This window comes from Streptomyces sp. DSM 120436, from assembly GCF_055778765.1.
The window spans coordinates 36,743-55,594 of sequence record NZ_JBSKBS010000002.1; the positions used below are offsets into that span (position 1 = coordinate 36,743).

Consider the following 18,852-nt stretch of genomic DNA (forward strand, 5'->3'; position numbering starts at 1 on the left):
GCCCTGGTGGGCGGGGACTCGAGGGAGCAGCGTGCAACCGACCCCCTTGTCCGCGGTCTGACCGTGGCTGGTAGCGGACCCGGTCAAGGAGAAACACGGCCGTGGTCGGGGCGGTAGCAGAGGTGGACAAGGGGTCAAGGTCGGGCTGAAGTTTCCCCGAGGCCGGTGACCCTCGGCGCGGACCTGCGCGAGCGCAGCATCGGGCTGCACGTCATCGAGCAGGGCATCGGCACTGCCACCGTGGAGGGACGGGCGATGTTCGGCATGCTGTCGGTGCTCGCCGAGCTTCAGCGCGAGCTGATCGTGGCGAACACCAATGACGGGTTCGCCTCCGCCCGGGCCCGCGGCCGGGTCGGCGGCCGCCGACCGAGGCTCACCGAGGACCAGGCCGCGCTCGCCCAGCGGCTCTACGACGAGCGGGAGAAGACCGTCCAGCAGATCGCCGACATGTTCGGCGTGCCCCGCTCCACGGTGTATGGACACCTCAACAAGACCAAGACCGTCCCACGCCAACCGAAGAAGAGCGCGGCCATGAAGCCGAGATAGCTACCGGTGGGTTACTTGTTCCCTGGTGTCCGGGCTAGGACTCCGGCGCCAAGCAGTGACGGAGTCGGCTCACGACGAGTCGCCCGTTCCCAAGGAGATCCCGTGCAGTCAGGACACCGGTACGGCACCGCCGCCCGGCCCTTCCCCACCGCCGTCCTCGTGCTGGTCGTCGCCAGTGCCGCCCGGTGGGCGCCGAGGCCGTCGCGGCCCCGGTCACGCCACCGGCGGGACCCGTCGGCGTGCCGTGCGACGGCGAGAAGATGACCAGGAGGAGACACGCGGGGGCCGGTGGGGTGACGTCCCGGACGCCTTGCCGGTCATCTGACCCCACTATGGTGCCGCAGTGGCCGTGAACCGATCCGATTCCGTCGTCGTGGAGGCGAGGACGCGGCGCCCCGCGCGCTGTGGTGCTCGGCGGGAACGGGGCCGGCACGGGGCCGGCCCATCCGTTCCCCTGCGGCCCGGAGCCGTACCTCCCCGGCCGGGCGGACAGCCGACCGCCGGGCGCTGAGGGGGCGATCGCCCCGGACCGTGTCGTGCCCGTCCCGCCGGGAGAGGCCCGGGGCGGTCCGCACCCGGCACCGCGCCCCGGCCGCAGGGCGCCGCGAGTGTGCGGCCGCCATGCGGCAGACAACCGTGAGACCGAAGGAGAACGAGCAATGTCACGGCAGAACAGGCCGGCCGGCGGCGAGTCCGCCCGTCCGGCCGGCACCGACGGCGGGTCACCGGTCCGTCGCGCGGTGGTGCTGTCCCCGGTGGGCGACGACGTGGAGCAGGCCGTGCTGCGGCCCGCCCCGCGCCGCGGCGCGGCCACCGCGAGCGCCACCGCCGCCGCCACCGAAGGCGCCGCGAGGGCCGACGGGACCGGCCGGGGCGGGACGGAAACCCCCTCCACCGCCACGGCCGGGGCCGGGACGGCCTCGGCCGCGAACGGGCCGAAGGCGCGGGAAGGGGCCGCGGAACCGGGCACGGACCGCGGGGAACGGCCGGAGACGGCGGCGAGCACCGCCACGTCGGCCCGTACCGCAGCCTCCTCGTCCGGACTGGCTGCCGCACTCGGCGGCGCCCGCGGGGCCGGGAGGGAAAGCGGCGACGGCGACGGCGCGCCGGGACGGCCGAAGGCCCCCGTGCTGGCCGCCGCAGGGATCGCCGGGGTGATCCTGCTCGCCGTACCGCTGCTGGTCATGGCCGGTGACGACCGCGACGAGCGACCCGGGGGACGAGCCGACGCGGCTGCCGACTCCCGGGCGCTGCTCGACGGTCAGGAGGAACAGCAGCAGCCGGGCGTCTATGCCGCGGAGCCCTCGAAGGACGACGCTCCGGCGGACTCGTCGAAGGGCGGGGAAGGCGGCGACGAGAAGGACGGGAGGAGGGCGGAGGACGGCAAGGAGGAGGCGAAGGACGACGGCAAGGCGTCCCCGGAGGGCTCCGGCTCCGTCACCGGCGCAAGCCCGCAGGCCGTCACGGAGGGGAGGAAGGAGGAGGACGCGGCGAAGGAGCCGGTCCGGCAGGCCGAGAGGAAGGCGGACACGACGGTCACCGTCGCCACCGCCCGGATCGTCAGCGCCGACACCGGCAAGTGCCTCACCGCGAGCTCCCGCAGGGCCGGGGCGGAGCTGGCCATCCAGCCCTGTGGAGCCTCGGCAGGCACCCAGACCTGGTCCTTCCACGACACCGACAGGACCCTGCGCATCGGTGAGGACCTGTGCATGGGGCTGGACGGCGGGTCGGTGGAGAAGGAAACGGCCGTCCTGCTGCAGCGGTGCGACGGGTCGAGCGGACAGAAGTTTAAGATCAACAGCACCGAGGACCTGGTGTCGCTCAAGGCCGGCGACAAGTGCGTCGACGTGTGGTGGGGCAAGGAGGCCGACGGCACGCCGGTCAAGCTGTGGCCCTGCACCGGCACCGCCAACCAGACCTGGCGGCGCGGCTGATCCCGTCCCCCGGGCGCTCCCGCGCCGGTGACTCCTCACCGCCGCGGACCGGCGCCGTACGGGGTGCCGTGAGGCACCCTCCGGCTGTGGGGAGACGGATGCACGTCCGTGGCGCGACCGGGTCGTTCCGGACGGGGGCACCCGGAAGCGCCGGTCGAACCACCAGGAACGAACAGAGTCCGACGAGGTCATTGCTTCGTTTGTGTCCGAGTCCTAGTAGGGCTTGGTCAGGTTCGTATGGGTGTGGGTATGTCACGGTGGCAGGTGGGGCAGGCTGAACCGTTCCGGGTTCGGTAGAAATCTCAGTTGTTGGGTGTGACCTGGGGTTTCGTGGTTGCGAGGTAGTGGGTGGTCTCGTATTCGACGGGCGGGATGTGGCCTGTCTCACCGTGGAGTCGTCGGTGGTTGTACCAGTCGATGTACTCGGCGGTGGCGAGCTCGATGTCGGACAGCGTCTTCCACGGCCGTCGGGGCTTGATCAGTTCGGTCTTGAACAGCCCGATCGTGCTCTCCGTCAGGGCGTTGTCGTAGGCGTCGCCGGCCGATCCGATGGAGGCGGCGATGCCGACGGCCTCCAGGTGGCCGGCGAGCCGGAAACTCGTGTACTGCGACCCGGCATCGGAGTGATGGATCAACTCGCCTGGCTGAAGGGGATGTTGGTCACGGTCGCGCTGCCAGATCGCCATCTCCAGGGCACCCAGCACGAAGACCGTTTCCTTCACGGTGGCCGCCGACCAGCCGACGATCCGGCGGGAGAAGGTGTCCACGACGAAGGCGACGTGGACGACACCTGCCCAGGCCTTCACGTGGGTGAAGTCCGCGACCCAGCAGCGGTTCGGGGCGCCGGCGACGAAGTCGCGGTCGACGAGGTCGGGAGCCCGCCCGGCCTGGCCGCCGGGAAGCGTGGTGATCACGCGCCGGCCGCGGACGGCACCGGTGATGCCGAGCTCGCGCATCAGGCGTTCGACGGTGCAGCGGGCCACGGCCTGGCCCTGCCGGTTCAGCTCCCGTCAGATCTTCCTGGCCCCGTAGACGCGGTAGTTGACCTCGAAGACCTCGCTGATGTGCTCCTTCAGCTCGGCGTCCCGCACGGTCCTGGCGGACGGCGCGGTCCGGCGTTTGTGGTGGGCGTAATAGGTGGCAGGGGCGATCTTGCAGTCGTGGTCGGTGAGGACCCGGCAGATCGGCTCGACACCGCCGAAGCGGTCCTTGTGCTCGTTGATGAAGGCTACGAGCGTGTGTGTGGCCGGTCGAGCTCGGCCGCGAAGAAAGACGCCGCGGCTTTGAGGATCTCGTTCGCCCGCTTGAGCTCGGCGTTCTCCTTCTTCAGCCGCTTCAGCTCGGCGGATTCCTCCGTCGTGGTGCCCGGCCGGGTGCCGGCGTCGATCTGGTCCTGCCGTACCCACTGCGCAGGGTCTCGGTCGTGCCGATGCCCAGCTTCTGGGCGACCGCTTTCATCGCGGCCCACTCGGTGTCGTAGTCGGGCCGCACCTCGGCGACCATGCGCACCGCACGACGGCACAGCTCAAGCGGGTACTGGGAAGGACGTGCCATGACTCGATCCTCTCAACGATCGAGTCCCTACCGAACCCGGAACGGTTCAGGTGTCCGGGCTGCCTGGCGCGTACCCGGATGGTCAGCCGTTGACGCGGCTGACCGATGACAGTGCAATCAGAGCCAACCGCAGCACAGCATGCCCCTGGGCAGACAGGCCCGGCGGCTATCCGCGACCTGCCGGATACACCTGCGACGAGTACCCCTTCGCCTCGACCAATGAGGGCGCCACCAGCAACCCTCAGCTCAGGCGAACGTTCGGCTGGTGCCAGATCAATTCCCTCACCAGCCGCACCGGCCCCGGCTGGAGCGCATGCATGATCCCCGGTGATGAAAACACCGCCGCCGGGCGTGACGATCTACGCATCTTCTACAACGAGAACCGCGTCCTGAAGGATGACGAGTTTCACGTGTGGATCGTCCAGTAACAGCCCCTAACATGGGCGCATGACGGAGCCAGCGCCCACCACGGCCTCCAGCCTCGTCCGCGTGGACTACCACACGTTCGAACTGGCCGACTCCGACAAGCGCGTCCCGACCGGGTCCGACACGTCGAACGGGCTGGTCTTTTCTCTGCCCGGCCAGGTTGTGATCTGTACTGGCATCAGCGCAGGCTGGGTCAATATCAGTGTTGAGGTGCGTCGGTATCCACCCGAGCGGGTGGATACCGACGCATGGGACGAAGTCGTCGACCACAGCGTAGAGACGACCAATGGTGCCCTACGTGTCGCAAGCGTCATGAGCGATACCCCGGACCTGCCTGTACTTACACCGCAGGGTCCAGGGACCTACCGGGTCCGGGTGCATGCGCGAGGCCGCGACACCGTCCCCGATGGAGCTGTTGACGAACCCGTCGAGGAATACTTGCTCATGGTCTGGCCGACAGATCGTCAACCGGACCAGATCCACAGGCAATTCGACCACTACGGTGCCCAGCTCCGAGCCCAGCCGAGTAGGTCGGCGCCTCCGGTGCCAACCACTCAGGGCGATGACGACATACGACGGCGCATGCGAGAACGGCTCCAACGCCGACGTACGCCGTGATGAGGGTAGATGCGTACGCGACTATGCCGCAGGCGGCCTCGTGTGTGGGTGGTGTACGGACCCTCCCCCCAGCTGAGTACAGACGTGTGAGCTCAAGCACGGTAAGCGGTCAGGCGCCAGTAGCCCGGGTGCGCTTGCAGAAACGACAAGGACCGCGCCAGTGCAGCGACAGGGGGACGCTGCACTGGCGCGGCCTCGCCACGCGCGGCTGGGGGGGCGCAGTGGGGTACCGCACGGATGCCCTTGCCCCCGCCGCGCACACCGCGACCGGTCAGGTGACCTCCCGCTGGCGGGTAGCAGGCCAGCCGACGCACTCCACCGTGACCGGACCGGGCGCGGCGGGCAGCAGCTCGAACATTACCCGCCGGCCCGCACCGCGCAGCTCAGCTCGCGCGGTGCGCTGGCGACCACAGCCGTGGACGCCTGAACGAACGGCAGCAGGACCTCCAACACCGCGGCGACCTCGCCCTCGTCACCCATCAGTCGAATCCGCGCCATCACGTTCCTTTGGATGCCAGCTTGATGAGGTCGGCGAGGTGCTGTCGTCCCTCGGCCGCATGCTTCTTCGCGGCCTTCGCAGCTCTGAGAGGGCGGTCCGTGAGCTGATGTCCTTTCCCGGCTGAGGCCGGGACAGGCTGCTGTCGCTGAGCGCTTTGCTTGGCCAGTTGAGCGCCGACAACGGCGGCTCCAGCGCTTCCCTGCCGACAGCGTGATCAACTTGGTGCTACACGATGAGATCGCCTTGTCGGTGGGGCTGCATAGGGTGCACCCGAGGATCAATGAGCGACTCTGAACGTCGGTGTGGGTATCGATCCCGCCGATCACCTCGATGGGCTGTGACATGGTGGCCGGGTTCCTTCCGTGCGCGGCGAGTTGGCTCGCGCGCACCGGCCGGCGGACGGACACGACTGTGATGGGACCACGTGGGTCACGCTTCTATGAGGTCACGACCGCCGACCGGTACACGCGGGTGACACCGCCCGGAAGGTCGACGATTCAGAGTGAGGACAGCCGAAGCGTCAATCGGGGATCGGGTCAGGCCCTCGAGCGGTGCTGCCTCATCCTCACAGTCGGGGATCTTGAGGACCGAGCTCATTTGCCTTGTCGCCACCAGCACTCCCAGGTCAGGTCGCGTGAGTCGAGGTAGAGCTGAAACGCCGTGAGACCTCTGGGGCGGTGATGCGCTTGTGAGGCGAGACGTTCGATGTTGATGGCGATGCCGGTCAGGACGTGTTGGACGTGGGTCTTTCGGTGGCCGTGGTAGCGGCTGCGGCGGGCTCGGTGGGTGTTGACGAGTTCGCAGATGGTGCCTTCGATGTTGGACCGGGTGGCGTAGAGCCGTCTCCAGTGGAGGTCCTGCTGATCGGTGCGGTCGCGGTCCTGTAGTTCGTGCAGGTGGCGTGGGAGGAAGTTCACGGTACGGGCGGACTTTCCCCGCGTGCAGACAGGCCGGTCGGGGCAAGGGTCGCACTGACGGGAGGTGAACCGGGCGGCTGTGTAGGGCGCCATGGCGGGGGCCTCGACCCAGGTGGTGCTGGTCTGGCCGTTCGGGCAGGTGACCTTGCGCCGGTCGAAGTCGATGGTGAAGTCGTCTCGGGTGAAGCCGGTCTGTTCCTTCTGCCACCCTCCGCTCGCCTTGACCGGTCCGACGAGCTGGATGCGGTCATCGCGTGCGGAGTTGTCCAGCAAGACGGTGGAGGTGTAGCCGCCGTCGACCAGGTGCTGTGCGGGCAGCAGTCGGCGATCGCGGAGTCGGGCGTGGACGCCGGGCAGGGCCTGGGTGTCCCGGATGGGGCTGGTGGTGGCGATGTCCGTGATCAGGTTGACGCGGGCGTCAGCGTCGCAGGTCTCGGTGACGTGGAGCAGGTAGCCATTCCAGCGGGTGTTGCCGCGGATGGCCCGGCGTGCGTCCGGGTCGTAGGGCGAGATGATCCGGCCGGCTCCTTTGGGCCGGCCGTCCTTCTCGGTGCGGGGACGCAGGGTCCCGCGGGCGTCGACGAGGAAGTTCTGCACCATGATCTGCCGCAGGGCATCTGCCAGGGAGCCGCGCCGGTGGGACGGCAGGCTCTCGAGGAGCCGGCAGGCATCCGCCCCGGCCTGCTTGAGACGGGTGACGGGGTGACTGGGCTGGCCGGGCAGGCGGACCGGCCTGCCGTAACGGGTGGCCCATTGAGGTTCCCCCGAGATACGGGAAGCGGTGACAGTAGGTCAGATGGGACTCACAGAGAGGAGCCCTGTTGATGCCTGCGCCGAGGAAGTACCCGCTGGAGTTGCGTGAGCGTGCGGTGCGGATGTACCGCGCCGCGGAGCCGAAGCCCGTGATCCGCCGTATGGCCGAGGAGATCGGTGTCCATCACGAGGCTCTGCGCGGCTGGATCCGCCAGGCCGACGCCGGCGAACGCGACGATCTGCTGACCAGCGACGAACGCGCCGAGCTGACCGCGCTGCGCAAGGAGAACACCCAGCTCAAGCGGTCGAACGAGATCCTGCGGACGGCCTCGGCTTTTTTCGCGGCACAGCTCGACCCGACCCGGTCCAGGTGACGGCGCTCTTCGACGAGCACCCTCACCTGGAGGTCGACCCCACTCTCCGGGAACTGCACATCCCTTCCTCCACCTACTACCGTTGGCGCCAGGCCGAGACCGAGCCGTGCGAACGCCGCCGCCAGGATGCCGCGCTGACCAGCAGGATCCGGCAGGTCCACGAGGAGTCCGGCGGCATCTACGGCTCACCGCGCGTGCACGCCGTTCTCAAGCGCGAGGGCGTTCACGTCGGTCGCAAGCGCGTCGAACGGCTCATGCGCCAGGCCGGCCTGGCCGGGATCAGCCCCAGGCGAGGCAAGAGTTTCACTCGACGGGACCCGGATGCAGATTTGGCTCCTGACCTGGTGCAACGTGACTTCACCGCGAACGGGCCGAACCGGCTGTGGGTCACCGACCTCACTATAATCCCGACACTGGAGGGGCCGCTGTGGCTGTCGGCGATCCGCGACGCGTTCTCCCGCCGGGTGGTGGCCTGGGAAACCTCCGCCCGCGCAGACGCCGACCTGATCCTCACCTCGCTGGAATACGCCCTGGCCAGCCGCGAACCCGTCCCGGCCAAATCATTCACCACGCCGACCACGGCTGCCAATACACGTCCGTGAAACTCACAACACGCCTGGTCAGGGCCGAGATTCAGGCGTCCATGGGCTCGGTCAGCGACTCGTTCGACAACGCCCTCGCGGAGAACCTGTGGATGCTCATCAAGACCGAGTGCATCCGCGGACGGACCTTCGCCACCCGCGCCGAGGCGAACCTCGCGCTCTTCGAGTACATCGACGGACCCTGTTGCCCAATTGATCTCATGCTGCGAGGTCGAGGGCGGCCAGTCGCGAAGTACGGGTGCAAGCGAGTGGGATTTCGTTCCACCAGGCATCGAGGCGGATCAGGTTGACAGCGGTAGCTGTGAGTACGTGCGCGAGGTGGGTCTTGGCCAAGCCCCCGTAGCGGGTCCGGCGGACTCCGGCAGTCGCGGCGGCCTGGTGGATGGTGCCTTCCACCCCTGCTCGGGCTGCGTAGCGTTGCTTCCACTCGTCCGTGGACTGCTCGGCGCGAACGCGTTCGAGCACCGCGTCCTGGTCCTGTGGGCGGACGGTCAACTGCCGTCCGTACTGGGTGGAGCGGGTGCACTGATCACGTACGGGACAGGGTGCGCAGGTGGCGGTCGCAAAGCGGATGCGGATCGCGTCCCGGCCGTTGTTGTCCACGCCTTCTGTCCAGTACCTGCTCGTGGCACCGGCCGGGCAGACGGCTTGCTCGGCCTGCCAGTTGATGGCGAAGGCGGTCTTGCCGAAGCCGCCACCCCGGACCGCCTGTCGGGTGTTGTTCGACCGCACCGGCCCAGTGACGGTGACACCATGGGAGACCGGTGCGGTCAGCAGCAGCTCGGCGGAGGTGTACCCGGCATCCAGCAGGTGCTCCGCCGGCAGGAGACCCCTACTGGTGAGACGGTCGTGGACTTCATCGACGACCATCGCGTCGTTGACCGTGGCATCGGTCGTGACGACGTGGGTGATCAGGTGCGGGCGCTGTGACTGTTTGGGGTCGTCACAGCTCTCGCTGACGTGGATCTTGTAGCCGACCCAGGCGGATCCGCGTTTCTTCGCGTACCGGGCATCGGGGTCATGGGGCGAGGCGATCAGCACTCTGCTCGGCGGGAGATCGTCCTTCCCCCGCCAGGCCACCTCCTCTTCACCGTCGGCGACCGTGCGGGTGAACTGCTGTACCCACACGGTGCGTAGGACTGTCACGGCGGGCACCTGACGCAGCCATGTCGGCGCCTTCGGCGTGAAGACGGCTTCGAGCAGGCGGTAACCGTCGGCAGCGATCTGCCGGGCGAGTTCGCGCCGCCCCCGCTCCTCCGTCGGCAACCGGTAGGCATCGACCCTGGTCCCGTACCGTTCCTGCCAGGCGGGGTCCATCGACGTGCGCATCCAGTCCGGCGCCGCGGCGGCGAGCGCTTCCAGCGCGGATCGCAGCGTCTCCCCGACGAACTCCAAGCGGTTGAGGGACCGAACTGCGGCCAGGACGTGTGTCGAGTCGGTGCGCTGCCGTCCGCCGGAGGCGACCAGTCCCATCCCGGTGAGCCGCTCCAGCAGCAGGTCCAGGATCTTCTCCTCAAGACCGTGTGCGAGGAGCCGGTCCCGGAATCCGGTCAGCACGGTGTGGTCGAAGCCGGGATCGGTCAACTCCAGGCCCAGCAGGTACTTCACGTCGATCCTGGCCCGTACCGCGTGTGCTGCCTGGCGATCGGTCAGGTTCTCGGCGAACTGCAGGATGCTGATCAGCGCCAGCTGGCCAGGCGAGACGCCAGGGCGCCCTCGGACCCCGAATGCCTTCTTGAACTCCTCGTCCGCGAACAGCGGGCCGAGGCGTTCACGGATCCTCATCGCCAGACACCCCTTGGGGAAGGCAGCACGCGCCACGTCCCGCGTCACTGCGGGCACCTCCGCCCTTGAGTCCGGCCGCATAGACACCGCACCACCCCCAGTCCTCGCGGCCGGGCGCCCCGGTTTCACACCCTCGAACCGCTCTGCACCACACACTTCAGGAGGGGCATGTCACGCGACTGATGATTACGTCAGAGTCACCCAATTGGGCAACAGGGTCATCGACGGCTTCCACAATCCCCGCCGCATCCAGAAACGCCTCGGCTACCTCAGCCCGATCGAGTACGAAGAAAAGCACTACTCCGATCAGGCAGCGACCGAACAAGCGAACCTGGAACCACGTCAACCCACCTTGACCAGCTAGTCAGCCACACCCGCGCAGCGGGGGAACCTCAATGCTCGGTCTGCCGTACCCGGTCCGGGTGGCACTGCCCGGACCGGAGAACTCCAGCAGGCAGCCAAGCGTCGTGCCGGATATGAAGCCGATCAACGACGCGCACGTGGCGGAACCGGGACTCGCGGTGGTGGAAGTAGCGGCCGCCGACGACCAGACCGCCTTCGCCATCCAGGAACTGCCCGCCACCCGATGGGCAACCGCGCCGGCGGACCGCACGGTCCGTGAACCGGGCGAGGCGGGCGTACGGCTGCGCTGCTACCTGAACCTGCGCCAGCGGAGCCGCTGCCGCGTGCGCCCCGGACCGTCTTGCCGTCGATGGCGATCACCCTGCGGCCCGCGACACGTGCGGTCCTGGTCAGGGCCCAGACTCCCAGCACCGCATCGAGACGGTCCGCGTCGAGGCGGACGAACAGGCGCCGCAGCGTTGATTCGTCCACCCCGCCCCGCTCCAGGCCCGGCCGTTCCAGCGCGGCACTTCCCGCGTCCCGGGCCCACTCCCCGATCGCGGTGAACACCCGGGCTCCGGCCACCACCGCGCACACCGCCACCGCGATCAGAGCACCCACCGGGTGCCGGACCCCGCGCCGACAGCGCGGATCAGGTATCCCTGCAAGCAGCTGGACGAGGAGCTCATGATCCGGGGTAGGCGTGCGAACAGGCGCAGGGATGAGGGACGATGGCATGGCGCGGGCGTGATCCCCTGGTCGGACGGTAAGGCGTAGGAACCTCCATCCAACCGGACTGGACCACGCCCGCACACCTCTTCCACCCGCAAAATCCCACGTCACAGGGCTACAGGGCGACTTTGCCGGGGGGCCTGGGCGGGGAGCGTCATTCAGAACATGCGATATGCCTGGAGCCAGAGTGAAGTGCCGGGTCCTACGCTGCTTGGTCCCACTGATCCGGGAGGGCGTCATCGTCCGGCGGGTGCTGCTCGGCCTTCTCGTGGGCTCGCAGGGCGGCCCAGGTGAGGGCGGCGAGGGGGGTGAGGTACCAGGGCGCCGGCCACAGGGCCTGCCACCAGTCGGCCTGGGGGGTGAGGAGCAGCTCGGTGGCGGCGGTGGTCATGCCGGCGGCGAGGCTCCAGCACAGCAGGCGTCCAGCCCGTTGCGCGGAGCGCGTGAGCCGAGGCGCGGAGACGCGGTGGTGACGGGTGGGGTGGGGGCAGGGCGTGCGTCCGCCCGGTGTGCTCATCGGAGGGATGTCCTTCACGACAGAGGTGGTTGCCGCGGGCCGGGGGACCACGCATGCAGGACGGGCCCAGTGTGCATTTGGTGGAGCGGGGCCGCAGATGCCCTCTGTGTGCACCGCGTCCTCTGAGCCAACTTCTCCGCCCGGTGCTTTCACGCCGTGACCGGCAGGGACACTCGATGAGTGCTGTCCGGTAGTGAAGCGGACAGGTTTGAACATGGCCGAAAGAATGCGGTCGCTGACCTCGACTTCCATGAGGAACCTGCAGGTCAGCAGGTTTCGGTCAAGATAGCTCCCGGAGTCAGTAACGGAATCATCAATTCCGCCCGTTGTTCGCGATAATTGGGGACTTTAAGTCCCGTTTTGTCCTACCGAAGCGGTGGGGCTGGTTCCGGCCCGCATGCATATGACCTCCGAGGGCACGGTGCGTCGCTTTGTGTGTGTCTTGTGACAGCTTGTGGGGCGCCGGTGACCGTGTTGGATCACCGGTTTTGACCGTCTGTCTGGCGCACTTCTGACTTCCTGTGGGGGGAAGCCGATGCATCCGCGCGTTGCGCACACGCCGTTCCGGCGTGCCCGGAGAACACACCGAACCGCTTTCGTCTCCGCGATCACCACGGCCGCCGTGGTGATCGCCGCCGCTCCCGGTCTGGCGGCGACTGCGAAGCCGCAACTGCCCGAGCCGGAGAGCCCGTGGACGAAGCCGACGAAGGTCGAGGCTCCCGCCACGCCGGCCGGACCGACCCGGGCCCCCGGCTCGCAGCCGGAGGCCGAGCCGTCGGCCGAGGTCGCGGCCTGGCGAGAAGACCAGAAGGCCCGCACCACCGGTGCGGAACCCGCCAAGGGTTCGACGTCCCGTTCTGCGGCTGCCGCGGGCGTCGCTGCGTCCGGCCATCTGCCCGAGGGGCAGGGCGAGGTGCCCTGGCACCAGATCGTCGACACCCGCCTGAACGACGCCCTGGTGGCGCGGGTGAACGTCTCCAACGGCAACCTGATGCTGGCGGCCACGGACTTCGACATCGCCGGCGTCGGCCAGAAACTCCAGCTCACCCGCACCTACAACTCCCTGGAAGCCCCGTGGGGGAAGGTCTCCCAGCGCTGGTGGCAGGGATACGAGCGCTACCTGCAGATCAACGACGGAGAAGTCGACGTCTTCGACGCCACCGGCGAGCTGCTGCGCTTCACCGCCAACGCGGACGGCACCTACACCACGCCGGCCGGCTACTCGAAGGACCTGAAGAAGAATGCGGACGGCACCTACACCCTCACCGACCGCAAGTCCGGCACCAAGGACACCTACAACGAGCACGGCACCCTCACGAGGGTGACGGACAGGAACGACGGCACGATCACCGTCGACCAGCACGACGAGGGCGCCGAGCACAAGGGCTTCAAGCTCACCGAGACCCGCTCCGGCCGCTGGATCGACCTGGTCAAGACCTACCCGAACCAGTGGCAGGCCAAGGACCACACCGGCCGCACCGCCGTCCTCGACCTCGACGGATCCGGCAACCTGACCAAGGTGGCAGACACGGCCGGCAAGTCGACGGTGTACGCGTACGACGGCTCGCGCCGCGTGACGAAGGTGACCACTCCCGAGGGCACCGTCACCCTCTTCACCTACGACAGCCACAACCGCGTCACCTCCATGCAACGCGCCACCGCGTCCACGTCGAGCGGCCACACGGGTCCGACCTGGCGCTACGACTACACCGCCCCCACCCCGTCGGATGCGGGCACGACCACGGTCACGGACCCGGACGGCGACGCCACGAAGTACGTCCACACCGCCGACGGTGAGGTCACCAAGGTCACCGACCCGCTCGGTCACTCCCGCCACGCCACGTACAAGAACCACCTGCCCCAGACCGCGACCGACGCGATGGGCACGGGTGCGGACGGCACGGGCGGCAACACGACCACGTACGGCTGGGACGGCCGCAACAACGCCGTCTCCCAGAAGCTGCCGCTCGGCGCCACGGCGTCCGTGTCCGCGTACCAGACGGTCGCGGGCACCGACCTGCCCAACGACTTCACCACCGCGGACGGCCGCAAGGACAGCTTCACGTACGACGCCAACGGCAACACGCTGTCGGTGACCACCACGGGCACCGCGGGCGCCACCCGCGAGTACACGTACAACAAGGACACCCCGACCTGCGGCGGGTTCGAGGGTCAGCGCTGCACGGCGAAGGACGGCAACGGCAAGGTCACCTCCTTCACGTACGACGGCAAGGGCAACCTGATCAAGGTCAAGCCCCCGGTGCCGCTGGGCGAGACGACCTATACGTACGACGCGCTGGGCCGGGTGGAGACGGTCAAGGACGGCCGCGGCGTCACCACCGTCTACGCCTACGACACCCGTGACCGCGTCCGTGAGGTCTCCTCCACCAACGCCACCGTTACGTTCACCTACGACGGTGACGGCAACGTCAGGACCCGCACGGACGCCTCGGGCACGACCACGTGGGAGTACGACAAGCTCAACCGGGAGAAGCGCCGCACCCTGCAGAACGGCGCGCAGACGGCGCTGGCCTACACCCCGGGCGGTGACGTCGACTACTACACCGACCCGACCGGGAAGACGGACTACACCTGGGACGAGGCCGGCCGCCTGGACTACCTGACGGCGCCGGACGGCCAGAAGACCGACTTCGACTACGACAACAACGGCAAGCGCACCAAGACCGTCTACCCCGGCGGCACCACCCAGTCGGTCACCCTCGACGACAACGGCCGACCGGAGAAGATCAGGACCACGTCGGGCACGCAGACGTTCATCGACCTCGCCTACAGCTACAAGAACACCGCGGGCAAGGACACCACCAAGATCCGCACCCGCACGGACAACCTCACCCAGTACACGACCACCTACACCTACGACTCCCAGGACCGCCTCACCTACGCTCTCGAGGCCGACGCGTCGGGCGCGCGGAAGGCGTCGTGGCTGTACTGCTGGGACAAGGCGGGCAACCTCACCTCCCGGGACGGCAGCAAGGGCTCCTGCCCGGGCGGCACCACCTACACCTACAACGACGCATCGCAGCTGACCGCCAAGAACGGCTCCACCACCGGCTGGTCCTACGACAAGCTCGGCAACGAAACCGCCGCAGCCGACAACACCCCCCGCACGAACGAGACCTGGACCGACCACAGCCAGCTGGCCGGCATCACCGCAGCCGGCACGACCTACGACCTGGTCCACGCCGGCACCACCAACCACGAGCGCACCAAGCTCGGCTCGACCTGGTTCCACCACACCGCCCTCGGCCTGGCCTCCACGAGCACGAACGGCATCGACACCGGATTCATCCGCGAACCGGCGGGCACGCTGAACTCCATGACGACTGGGGGGAAGTCCTACTACTACCTCACCGACGCCACCGGCAACGTCCTCGGCCTCGCCGACGACACCGGCAAGCGCACCCACACCTACGCCTACGGCCCCACCGGCCTGCCCCGCGGCACCACCACCGAGGCCGTCCCCCAGCCCTACCGCTACGCGGGCGCCTACCTGGACCCGACCGGCCTGTACAAGATGGGCCACCGCTACTACGACCCCACCCTCGGCCGCTTCACCCAGCCCGACCCCTCCGGCCAGGAAACCAACCCCTACCTCTACGCCGCCGGCGACCCCATCAACAACACCGACCCCACCGGCCTGTACAGCATCGACGACCTGGTGACCGATATCGGCATCATCGGTGGATCTGCCGGTGCCGGGGCTGGTCTCGGAGGAGGCGCGTGCTTCTTCGGTCCCCAGGCCTGCGGAGTCGGAGTCGGCATCGGCGGCTTCGTCGGCGGTGCCTTCGGGGTCGGGGTGGTAGTCGGGCGGCACATCGCAGACTGAAACCGTGGGGTGGGGGCGACGCACGATCGCCTCCACCCTGCTCAGCTGCAGTCCATATCGTAAGAGCGAGAGGAAGTATGTATGCGAAGCTCAGGGGACTTGCGAGAGAGCCGTATCTGGAAGACCTGCGTGTGGACGGTACTCGTTCTGTGCGTGCTCTCTTCAGGAACCTCCCTTGCGGCTGGGCGTTGGGGCTTCCTCATCCTTAGTGGCGTAGGCGTGGTCGCAACGGCTTCGGTGCTGGTCCAGTTTCGGCGCGGAAAATAGACCAGTGAGCTTCTTCGAGGTGGCCACCGATCAGGTGACGGCCCGCGAGCCGCAACGAGCGAGGCCCCCAGGCAGTTGATCGAGATGGCTGACGTCTCAACCACGCTGCTCGGGGGCCTCGTTGGTCATCTACCCTGCCGCACTCGACCTGCCCCACGCCCTGGTCGAGTGGGTCACCATGCTCATCGTCACCCGTGAAGCGCTCCGTGAGCCGGTGCGATGAGGCGGGAACGGCTTGGGGACGAAGGTGCGCAGGTGGACCGCGTTCCTGAATGAGAACTCGAGGGAGCCGTGGACGACGCGGTGACCGGTCTCGACCACCACCAGGCACGGCGCGTAGTCGCGGGACCGCTGGATGTCCCGAATGATCTCGGGGACCGGGGGTGAGGTACGGGTCAGGTCGAGACCCTCCGGGGTGAAGGCCGGACCCCAGGAGGGCTCCACGAGGTAGACGTCGCGCTCGCTGCGCGCGGGAAGCGCGCCGAGCAGGTCACGGTAGTCCGCCAGACGGAGATCGACAGTGGAGCCGACACGGTCGAGATTGCGTCGGCAGGCCTCGTGGACGACCGGGTCGAGTTCGGAGGCGTGTACGGGACGGTCCAGGCACCGGCCGAGGTGGTGACCGAAGTTTCCGGAACCGCAGAACAGGTCGACGATCATCGCCTCGCCGCCGGTCCCGGGGGCGGTGGCCTCGATCTCGGCGATGACGCCGGCGATGGCTACGGGGTGGGGGTCCTTGGTGCACTCGACGGCGGTGCGGCCCAGGAGGCGGATCCCCGGGCCTCCATCTCGGGGGCGGGGATGCCGTAGAGGGACAGATCCTCGGAGCGACCGCACATGAGGCGGCCTGCCTCGCACAGCTGGCCCGGGGTCAGAAACCGGTTGCGCAGGGGGCCGAGCAGCCGGTTCCTGAAAGCGAAGTAGGCCGCACGACCGGGTTCTTCAGAGGCGTTCAATCCGTCTCCAGGTGGCGGGAAGGTTCCGCTGCCGGTCGCGCGACAGATGCGGTACGGGCCGCAGCGGTTGGCCGGTCCGGCCGTTTCCGCGGGGCTGGGCACCCCGGACTGTTACTCACTGCGCCGAGGGGGGAGGATCCTGGCCAGCACCGCGTGGACCGGCTCGCCGCCGAGCAGTCTCCGCAGTTCCTCGACGCCGTGCCGCCGCCGCACCGGGGTGAGCGAGACATGGTGTTCGATCCGCTCGTTGAACGTTCTGCGGAACACGCTGTAGAGCTCGTCGTCCTCCTGTACGCGGCCGGCGATCCCCACGAGGGCCGCGGTTCCGGTGAAGTCGTCCTCGGGTACCCGGTGGTGCGGCAGGACGTCCGCGAACCGGCCGGCGGTCCGGCCGAAGATCGTGCCGTCGAGACGGCGCAGGGTGTAGACGTGCGCGTAGTGCTGCTCGTGGATCCCCAGCGGCAACCGTCCCAGGGCCATCGACTCGTGGAGTGCCGTGAGCCCTGGGGTGAGCAGATAGCCGGGCGTGCTCGCCACCGCTCGCAGCAGGTCGCGCTGCCGCAGGAGACGGCAGTCGGCCCGTCGGCCGGCGACCGAGACATTCCGCTCGCGGTGTCCGCCGAAGGGGCCGCCGCAAACCAAGACGCGCGGAAACCGGGGCCAGTCTCGCAGCAGGTCGGGGATCCAGCGGTGGAGCAGGCGCAGGTAGTCGTTGTTGGCGTCGAAGTCCAGGAGGAAGTTCTTGAACCCGCCGACGTTGACCAGCAGGTCGTACTCCGGTTCGGCGTCGCGCGGGGTGTTCCTCAGTCCTTCGAGATCGATGATCGAGCCAGTCAGGTGGATCGTGGACCCGACGCCGAGAGCGGCGAACTCGGCCGCGCGCTCGGGGACACCCGGGAAGTTCTGCACCACGCTGTGCGTGGCGAGCAGATGGGCCGCGACGACGCGCTCATGGGGTGAGAGAGCGGCCAGGTGCCGGTCTGCCGCGACGTAGGAGGAACGCGGCATGCTCGCACACAGGTCGCGGATCTGGGCCAACGGCCGTCTGAGCCGCCAGAAGCCGAACAGGCTGTCCACCATGACCACCGGACGCCGCGCCACGACGAACCGCAGGGCGAGGTCGGCGTCCATGACCGAGACCACCTGGTCGCCGGTCTTCAGCAGGTCGTCGACCGACTCCGCCCCGGCCCTTCCGCACGTCTTGTCGAGCTCGCGGACGGCGTCGAAGGCGTCCGGGTTGCGCCGCGCGAACGTCGCCGCCACGCCGCTGCCGACGAACACCCGCTCATGGCCGGAGAGCAACCGGGAGATCGCGACGAGTTCGGAGGCCGGGCCGAAGCCACAGTTCTGGGCCCCCATCACGATGCGCATGTCAGCGGCCCGCACCGGTGTGGGAGGGAGTCACCGCGCCGGACGAGGCCGCGAACACCCCGACGAGTCGCCTGGCGAACTCGACCGGGTACCTCGCGTAGCCGACGTGGCCGCCGGGGAACAGGATCTGTTCACAGCCGAGCCGCTCCGCGAGGACGACCGCGGGCCGGTGGACGGTGTGGGTGCGCGAGTCACGACCACCCGCCACGACGATCCGGTCCGCCATTGTCACGAGCTTGGCGAGGTCGGGTACGAAGCGCGTGACCGGCCTGACGGTGTGGGCCAGGAAGAACGCGGTGTTGTCGTGGGCCTCGGGCAGTGTCGGCGCGGGCCCGTCGCCGAACACGAGCTGGAGCTTGCGCAGGGCCGCCGCCACGCCTTCGCGGCGGAACGTCTCGTGGACGTCGTCGAAGAACGCCAGATGGCCCTCGGCATCCGGCAGCAGTCCCATCGCGGGCGGTTCGTGGGCGATCGTCAAGCGGATCCGGTCCTGGCCGCGGACGGCGAGTTCGAGTGCGACGAGCCCGCCCGAGCAACTTCCGAAGACGTGCGCGGATTCATCGGACCCGGTGAGGTGATCGAGCAGGCGGTACGCGTCGTCGGCGTGCTCCTCGATCCGCTGGTCCTTCGGCGGGCCGTCGAGGAGGCTGCGCGAATTGCCGCGCGGGTCGTACGTGATGACGCGGTGGTCCGCGGCCAGGACGTCGGCCAGGCGTTTGAAGACAGCCGCGTCGGAGTTGCCGCCCGCGATGAGCAGCACCGGTGATCCTTCTCCGCGCACTTCGAAATGAAGCCTCGCGCCCGGTACCGCG

The 18,852-nt window shown here is 68.7% G+C and carries 16 protein-coding genes and 4 pseudogenes; 12 read left to right on the forward strand and 8 right to left on the reverse strand.

Annotated features, from left to right (window positions below; all coding sequences use genetic code 11):
* Positions 1 to 165: 165 nt before the first annotated feature.
* Together ACWH4W_RS21870 and ACWH4W_RS21875 are read left to right on the forward strand one after the other, a co-directional pair.
* On the forward strand, positions 166 to 546 hold the full coding sequence (locus ACWH4W_RS21870; protein ID WP_473077578.1) for a recombinase family protein: 381 nt from the start codon (positions 166 to 168) through the stop codon (positions 544 to 546).
* Between the two features lie 659 nt (positions 547 to 1,205).
* Positions 1,206 to 2,480, forward strand: a complete 1,275-nt coding sequence (locus ACWH4W_RS21875; protein ID WP_473077579.1) for a ricin-type beta-trefoil lectin domain protein — start codon at positions 1,206 to 1,208, stop codon at positions 2,478 to 2,480.
* 302 nt (positions 2,481 to 2,782) lie between these two features.
* Here the strand turns inward: ACWH4W_RS21875 and ACWH4W_RS21880 are convergent.
* Positions 2,783 to 4,034 (reverse strand): annotated as a pseudogene (locus tag ACWH4W_RS21880) (IS3 family transposase).
* Between the two features lie 89 nt (positions 4,035 to 4,123).
* Here ACWH4W_RS21880 and ACWH4W_RS21885 point away from each other — a divergent pair.
* Both ACWH4W_RS21885 and ACWH4W_RS21890 read left to right on the forward strand, forming a co-directional pair.
* Positions 4,124 to 4,462, forward strand: a complete 339-nt coding sequence (locus tag ACWH4W_RS21885; protein WP_473077580.1) for a NucA/NucB deoxyribonuclease domain-containing protein — start codon at positions 4,124 to 4,126, stop codon at positions 4,460 to 4,462.
* Positions 4,463 to 4,523: 61 nt separating this feature from the next.
* Positions 4,524 to 5,078, forward strand: coding sequence for a hypothetical protein (locus ACWH4W_RS21890; protein WP_473077581.1), 555 nt, complete (start codon positions 4,524 to 4,526; stop codon positions 5,076 to 5,078).
* A 357-nt stretch (positions 5,079 to 5,435) separates the two neighbouring features.
* Here ACWH4W_RS21890 and ACWH4W_RS21895 read toward each other — a convergent pair whose 3' ends face one another.
* Both ACWH4W_RS21895 and ACWH4W_RS21900 read right to left on the reverse strand, forming a co-directional pair.
* A complete protein-coding gene (locus tag ACWH4W_RS21895) occupies positions 5,436 to 5,576 on the reverse strand; it encodes a hypothetical protein (protein ID WP_473077582.1) in 141 nt (46 codons plus the stop codon).
* 594 nt (positions 5,577 to 6,170) lie between these two features.
* Entirely contained in the window at positions 6,171 to 7,094 is a 924-nt protein-coding gene (locus tag ACWH4W_RS21900) for a transposase (RefSeq protein ID WP_473077583.1), read from the reverse strand.
* A 224-nt stretch (positions 7,095 to 7,318) separates the two neighbouring features.
* Between ACWH4W_RS21900 and ACWH4W_RS21905 the strand changes: the two genes are divergently transcribed.
* The 3 genes from ACWH4W_RS21905 to ACWH4W_RS21915 all read left to right on the forward strand — a co-directional run bounded on the left by ACWH4W_RS21905 (position 7,319) and on the right by ACWH4W_RS21915 (position 8,513).
* A complete protein-coding gene (locus ACWH4W_RS21905; protein WP_473077584.1) occupies positions 7,319 to 7,621 on the forward strand; it encodes a transposase in 303 nt (100 codons plus the stop codon).
* On the forward strand, positions 7,618 to 8,223 hold the full coding sequence (locus ACWH4W_RS21910; RefSeq protein WP_473077585.1) for an IS3 family transposase: 606 nt from the start codon (positions 7,618 to 7,620) through the stop codon (positions 8,221 to 8,223). Before ACWH4W_RS21905 ends, ACWH4W_RS21910 begins: the two co-directional genes overlap by 4 nt.
* Positions 8,224 to 8,315: 92 nt before the next feature.
* The gene (locus tag ACWH4W_RS21915; protein ID WP_473079227.1) at positions 8,316 to 8,513 is read left to right on the forward strand and encodes an IS3 family transposase; all 198 of its coding nucleotides are present in this window, start codon (positions 8,316 to 8,318) and stop codon (positions 8,511 to 8,513) included.
* Here ACWH4W_RS21915 and ACWH4W_RS21920 read toward each other — a convergent pair.
* Positions 8,422 to 10,056, reverse strand: coding sequence for an IS1182 family transposase (locus ACWH4W_RS21920; protein WP_473077586.1), 1,635 nt, complete (start codon positions 10,054 to 10,056; stop codon positions 8,422 to 8,424). The genes ACWH4W_RS21915 and ACWH4W_RS21920 overlap by 92 nt on opposite strands.
* Before the next feature lie 157 nt (positions 10,057 to 10,213).
* Here ACWH4W_RS21920 and ACWH4W_RS21925 point away from each other — a divergent pair, with 157 nt between their 5' ends.
* Together ACWH4W_RS21925 and ACWH4W_RS21930 are read left to right on the forward strand one after the other, a co-directional pair.
* The gene (locus tag ACWH4W_RS21925; protein WP_473077587.1) at positions 10,214 to 10,372 is read left to right on the forward strand and encodes a hypothetical protein; all 159 of its coding nucleotides are present in this window, start codon (positions 10,214 to 10,216) and stop codon (positions 10,370 to 10,372) included.
* 112 nt (positions 10,373 to 10,484) lie between these two features.
* Positions 10,485 to 10,670 (forward strand): annotated as a pseudogene (locus tag ACWH4W_RS21930) (DUF6207 family protein); the annotation flags it as partial.
* A 106-nt stretch (positions 10,671 to 10,776) separates the two neighbouring features.
* On the opposite strand, the pseudogene ACWH4W_RS21935 reads toward ACWH4W_RS21930, so the two are convergent.
* Together ACWH4W_RS21935 and ACWH4W_RS21940 are read right to left on the reverse strand one after the other, a co-directional pair.
* A pseudogene (locus ACWH4W_RS21935) lies at positions 10,777 to 11,322 on the reverse strand (transposase family protein); the annotation flags it as partial.
* Positions 11,285 to 11,473: a hypothetical protein gene (locus ACWH4W_RS21940; protein ID WP_473077588.1), complete on the reverse strand. Its 189-nt coding sequence runs from the start codon at positions 11,471 to 11,473 to the stop codon at positions 11,285 to 11,287. The gene ACWH4W_RS21940 and the pseudogene ACWH4W_RS21935, both read right to left, overlap by 38 nt.
* Before the next feature lie 748 nt (positions 11,474 to 12,221).
* Between ACWH4W_RS21940 and ACWH4W_RS21945 the strand changes: the two genes are divergently transcribed.
* The 3 genes and pseudogenes from ACWH4W_RS21945 (at position 12,222) to ACWH4W_RS21955 (ending at position 16,523) form a co-directional block, all read left to right on the forward strand.
* Positions 12,222 to 15,446: an RHS repeat-associated core domain-containing protein gene (locus ACWH4W_RS21945; RefSeq protein ID WP_473077589.1), complete on the forward strand. Its 3,225-nt coding sequence runs from the start codon at positions 12,222 to 12,224 to the stop codon at positions 15,444 to 15,446.
* A gap of 388 nt (positions 15,447 to 15,834) precedes the next feature.
* Positions 15,835 to 15,921: pseudogene (locus tag ACWH4W_RS21950) on the forward strand (IS5/IS1182 family transposase); the annotation flags it as partial.
* Between the two features lie 350 nt (positions 15,922 to 16,271).
* Positions 16,272 to 16,523: a hypothetical protein gene (locus tag ACWH4W_RS21955; protein WP_473077590.1), complete on the forward strand. Its 252-nt coding sequence runs from the start codon at positions 16,272 to 16,274 to the stop codon at positions 16,521 to 16,523.
* A 257-nt stretch (positions 16,524 to 16,780) separates the two neighbouring features.
* Here ACWH4W_RS21955 and ACWH4W_RS21960 read toward each other — a convergent pair whose 3' ends face one another.
* On the reverse strand, positions 16,781 to 18,028 hold the full coding sequence (locus tag ACWH4W_RS21960; protein WP_473077591.1) for a hypothetical protein: 1,248 nt from the start codon (positions 18,026 to 18,028) through the stop codon (positions 16,781 to 16,783).
* A gap of 13 nt (positions 18,029 to 18,041) precedes the next feature.
* The gene (locus ACWH4W_RS21965; protein ID WP_473077592.1) at positions 18,042 to 18,800 is read right to left on the reverse strand and encodes an alpha/beta fold hydrolase; all 759 of its coding nucleotides are present in this window, start codon (positions 18,798 to 18,800) and stop codon (positions 18,042 to 18,044) included.
* Between the last annotated feature and the right edge of the window lie 52 nt (positions 18,801 to 18,852).